Source organism: Noviherbaspirillum sp., from assembly GCF_035654295.1.
In the GTDB taxonomy this organism is placed as follows: domain Bacteria; phylum Pseudomonadota; class Gammaproteobacteria; order Burkholderiales; family Burkholderiaceae_D; genus Noviherbaspirillum.
In genome coordinates this window covers 1-4,767 of the sequence record NZ_DASRXF010000022.1, presented here as the reverse complement: position 1 = coordinate 4,767, position 4,767 = coordinate 1, and the positions used below count along the sequence as shown (strand labels likewise).

General features: G+C 61.7%; 4 protein-coding genes and 3 tRNA genes. 1 reads left to right on the top strand and 6 read right to left on the bottom strand.

The genetic code is table 11. The annotated features are described in order from the left end of the window. Position 1: 1 nt before the first annotated feature. The 5 genes from tuf to VFF99_RS02625 form a co-directional block, all read right to left on the bottom strand. Positions 2-1,192 (bottom strand): elongation factor Tu, encoded by a 1,191-nt coding sequence (tuf, locus tag VFF99_RS02645; protein WP_325014733.1) that lies wholly within the window; start codon positions 1,190-1,192, stop codon positions 2-4. Between the two features lie 67 nt (positions 1,193-1,259). Beyond that, a tRNA-Thr gene (locus tag VFF99_RS02640) sits at positions 1,260-1,334 on the bottom strand. Positions 1,335-1,376: 42 nt separating this feature from the next. Beyond that, positions 1,377-1,450, bottom strand: a tRNA-Gly gene (locus VFF99_RS02635). Positions 1,451-1,489: 39 nt separating this feature from the next. After that, positions 1,490-1,575: transfer RNA gene (locus VFF99_RS02630), tRNA-Tyr, on the bottom strand. Between the two features lie 131 nt (positions 1,576-1,706). Further along, complete coding sequence (locus VFF99_RS02625) at positions 1,707-2,675, bottom strand: type 1 glutamine amidotransferase (protein WP_325014731.1); 969 nt, start codon at positions 2,673-2,675, stop codon at positions 1,707-1,709. Between the two features lie 144 nt (positions 2,676-2,819). On the opposite strand from VFF99_RS02625, the gene arsC reads away from it, so the two are divergent. Beyond that, positions 2,820-3,176, top strand: coding sequence for an arsenate reductase (glutaredoxin) (arsC, locus tag VFF99_RS02620; RefSeq protein WP_325014729.1), 357 nt, complete (start codon positions 2,820-2,822; stop codon positions 3,174-3,176). 9 nt (positions 3,177-3,185) lie between these two features. Here arsC and VFF99_RS02615 read toward each other — a convergent pair. Beyond that, positions 3,186-4,767: tetratricopeptide repeat protein (locus VFF99_RS02615; RefSeq protein ID WP_325014728.1), on the bottom strand; the 1,582-nt coding region annotated here is incomplete at its 5' end.

The following is a 4,767-nucleotide window of genomic DNA, read 5'->3' as shown; positions in this document are numbered from 1 at the left end:
ATTACTCGATGATCTTGGCAACGACGCCGGCGCCGACGGTACGGCCGCCTTCGCGGATTGCGAAGCGCAGACCTTCTTCCATCGCGATCGGGGAGATCAGCTTGACCGTGATCGACACGTTGTCACCCGGCATGACCATTTCCTTGTCCTTCGGCAGCTCGATCGCGCCGGTCACGTCCGTGGTACGGAAGTAGAACTGCGGACGGTAGTTGTTGAAGAACGGGGTGTGACGGCCGCCTTCGTCCTTCGACAGAACGTAGATCTCGCCGGTGAAGTGGCTGTGCGGCTTGATCGAACCCGGCTTGGCCAGCACCTGGCCACGCTCGACGTCTTCACGCTTGGTACCGCGCAGCAGCACGCCGACGTTGTCGCCTGCCTGGCCCTGGTCCAGCAGCTTGCGGAACATTTCCACGCCGGTGCAGGTGGTCTTCTGGGTGTCGCGGATGCCGACGATTTCGATTTCTTCGCCAACCTTGACGATGCCGCGCTCGACACGACCGGTCACCACGGTGCCGCGGCCGGAGATCGAGAACACGTCTTCCACCGGCATCAGGAAGGTACCGTCAACGGCACGCTCCGGGGTCGGGATGTAGGAATCCAGCGCTTCGGCCAGCTTCATGATCGCGGCTTCGCCCAGGTCGCCCTTGTCGCCTTCCAGCGCCAGCTTGGCCGAACCGCGGATGATCGGCAGGTCGTCGCCCGGGAATTCGTACTTCGACAACAGTTCGCGCACTTCCATTTCGACCAGCTCGAGCAGCTCGGCGTCGTCGACCATGTCGCACTTGTTCAGGAACACGATGATGTACGGCACACCGACCTGACGCGCCAGCAGGATGTGCTCGCGGGTCTGCGGCATCGGGCCGTCAGCAGCGGAGCACACCAGGATCGCGCCGTCCATCTGCGCTGCGCCGGTAATCATGTTCTTGACGTAGTCGGCGTGGCCGGGGCAGTCAACGTGGGCGTAGTGGCGGTTGGCGGTCTCGTACTCGATGTGCGCTGTGTTGATGGTAATGCCGCGTGCCTTTTCTTCCGGCGCTGCATCGATTTCGTCGTACTTCTTCGCTTCGCCGCCGAACTTGGACGACAGCACCGTTGCGATCGCCGCGGTCAGGGTGGTCTTGCCGTGGTCAACGTGACCGATCGTGCCTACATTCACGTGCGGTTTGGTCCGCTCAAACTTGCCTTTTGCCATTTTCGACTCCTAACGTTTTGATGGGAATGTCCAGGCACGAGCCCGACTGCTTGCCATTTCAAGAAACTGGTGCCCTTGACGTGGATTGAACACGTGGCCTCTCCCTTACCAAGGGAGTGCTCTACCACTGAGCTACAAGGGCATCTTTGCCGCTCGCACCGAACTGCTGCGCACAGCCAAAAACTGGAGCGGGTGAAGGGAATCGAACCCTCGTCGTAAGCTTGGAAGGCTTCAGCTCTACCATTGAGCTACACCCGCAAGGACCTTCAACCGCAATATTCTCACCTGCTTAGACACTGGTGGAGGGGGCTGGATTCGAACCAGCGTACTCGTAAGAGGGCAGATTTACAGTCTGCTGCCATTAACCACTCGGCCACCCCTCCGCAGGGAACCTCAAACTATAGTAGAGACCCCCACATGCTGTCAACCAAAAAATCTGGTCGAGCAGTAATTTTTCATTTTGCGATTGAAAAACTGGCAAGACTGTGTGGCTTTATGGTGTGGCCGGGTTCGTTCAGAACCGGGTTTCTCTGGCGGCCACGAGGAATTCGTCGAGGATGGGCGTGCAGTCGAGCAGTTCGGAACTGCCGGCGCGGTGGAATTCAGGGTGCCATTGCAAGCCCATGACAAAGCGCGCCTTGCGGTAGCGGACCGCTTCGACAATGTTGTCCTTGCCCGACACCGCTTCAACCACGAGGTCGCGCCCGAGGTCCTTGACCGCCTGGTGGTGGATGGAGTTCACCAGCGCCTCGGACGTCGCCGGGTACAGCGAACCGAGCGCCGAGCCTTGGGGGAAGTGAACGATGTGGTAGTGGCTGTCGTACAGGTCGCTTACGTGCTGGATCGCGGTGGGCACGTCCGAGGCAATATCCTGGTATAGCGTGCCGCCGAACGCGACGTTGATCAGCTGGCAACCGCGGCAGATTCCGAGGACCGGCTTTCCGGCTTCGACGAATTCATGGAGGAGCTCAAGCTCGTACATGTCGCGCGCGCGGTCGCCGCTCCACTCCGGGCGCGTGGCGGCTTCCGAATAGGTCTGCGGCGATACGTCCGCACCGCCCTGCAGCACGAGACCGTCGAGATGCTTGGCGTAATCGCGGAGCCGGATATTGCTTGGGTGCAATATCCCGTTGTTGTTCACGGTGGGGATCATGAACACCATGACATCGCGCGACATGACCCACTGCGCGATGGATTCCTCCAGGTATTGCAAGGTCTTGCTGCGCAAGCCCTTGGCCCCGGCCTCGGGATGAAAAATGCGGGCCGAGATGCCGATCTTCAGGGTGCGCTGCGTGATCCGCCGCAAGACGCGGTCGGACAAGGCGCGCACCCGGGCGCCGATGATCCTTTGCGTTTGCGCCCAGGGGCTTTCCTGCCGGCGGAACTGCCGGAGACGGTCGGTGACAGGCTCGCGCGGGTCGGCGGCGTTGTCGGCGGAAGATGAAAACGGGGTTGCGGTTTGTGTAGTGTTCTTGTCGGACATAGGAATTGCATGACGACGACGCCCTCTTGCGGCGCCGGACAATGCTCAGACCGCGTTGTTGCCGGCGAGGTTCATTCCGGATTGCGCCACACCTACAGATGACAGCATTACAATGAGCGCCTCCCAGTCCGATTTTCGCTTTCCATGATCACGATTTACCACAATCCCCGCTGCTCCAAGTCGCGCGAGGCGTTCGCCCTTGTCGAGGCGTTTGCCCAACGCCGTGCGCTCGCCGTTGACGTCGTGGATTATCTGAAGTCGCCGCCGACGTTCGAACAGTTGTCGGCATTGAAAGAACTGCTCGGCTGCAGCGCGGCCGACATGGTGAGGAGCAATGAGGAAGAATTCGCGGCGCTGGGACTGGCGCAGGCCGGCGACGAGGCGTTGCTGCGCGCCATTGCCGCCCATCCGAAGCTGCTGCAAAGACCGATTGTTGTCTATCGCAACCGCGCCGTCATCGCCCGTCCGCCCGAACTGGTCGACGGCTTGCTGGCCGGTTGATTCGCCGATCTAGGCCGCGCCCGACGGCTTGATCCCGTATTTTTTCAGGATGGCCTGGTACAGGTCGGAGAGCGGCACCAGGCGGGGATTGCCCGGATCGAGTGCGCGGGCCGATTCGATGTAGCCCTTGACCTGCTCCCCCAGCTTGCCTTCCCAGCCCACGTTTTCCAGGTATTTGAGGACGGCGACCGCGGCATTGAACACCACCTGCGGATTCTGCGGCAGCTTGTGCACCGCCGCCGTCATCAGCTGGACCGCGCCCTGGTAGTCGCCCTGCCGCGCCTTCTCCGCACCGCTCGACACCAGGTCGACCACGTGGCGGCGGCTTTCCCTGGCCACGGTTTCGGCGAGTTCTTTCTTGCCGGCCTGCTCGAACACGCTCATGGCCTTGGCCATGGCCGCGTCGTCGGCGGCATTGCTCATGACGTCGCGCATGACTTCCGCCGCGCCGTCATCGATGGCATGCTCGAGGCAATTCCTGGCCAGCTCCATTTTCAGGTCATTGGAAATGCCGGCAACCTCGCGGCAGGCCGCGACCGCGGCGGCAAGCTCCTCGGCCGCCTTGTCCTCGTTGCCCAGTTCCTGATGCACCAGCGCCGAGGACAGGGCGCGGCAGGCCGGCGTCTTGTCCAGGTTGCCCAGCGACTTGTCCATGTCGCGGATCACCGTGGCCGCCTGCTGCGTATCGCCCTTCCTGACCAGCGTGCGGACCAGCCGCACATGGTCTTCCGGATCACGGAACTCGGAATATTTGGCCTTGTGCACCACCTTCTGGAAGGATTTTTCGGCGGTCTCGACATCGCCGGTTTCGAGCGCGACGTCACCCAGCTTGCGCAGGCGCCGCACGGCATGCGGCGAGATCGCCACCGCATCGGCGAGGACTTCCTTGGCTTGCGGAAGCTGGTCCAGCGCCTCGTGCGTCTTGGCCAGCCAGTCATAGGCATCCATGTACTTGCTGTTTTCTTCCACCAACGCATTCAGCAAGGCTTCCGCCTCGCCGAACTCGCCCTGCATGAAGAGGGTCTTGGCAAGGCCGAGGCGGGCCCACGCCACGGCCTTGGTCTGGAGCAGGTCCTGGTAAATCTGTTCCGCCTGCGCAGCCTCGCCCAGGATCACGTGCAGTTCTGCGCGCAGGCGCATGAAATCGACCGCGTACTTGGGATACTTGCTCTCGCCGAGCTTGCAGATGTCGATCGCTTCGACCAGGTTGCCATGCTCCATCAAATGGTAGGCCGGCAGGAAGGCGGAGCGCTTTTCGATGGCGCGCGCGATACGGTCCATCAGCGTATCCGCGGTGAACGGCTTGAGGATGTAGTCGGTCGGCGCGAGCTCGGCGGCGCTGACCACCTTTTCATAGGCGCGCTCGGCGGTGACGATGATGAAGACTGTCCACAGCGGAATCAGCTTGTTGTGTCGCAAGTCTTCCAGCAATTGCTGGCCGTCCTGGCCATCGCCGAGATCGTATTCGCACAGGATCAGGTCGTAGGACTTGTTCTTGAGGGGGCGGATGGCGGTGCCGGAACTGACGGCATGGTCGATCTTGGTGATGCCGCACAGGTTGAGCATGTTGTGGAGACTGGCGCGCATGCCG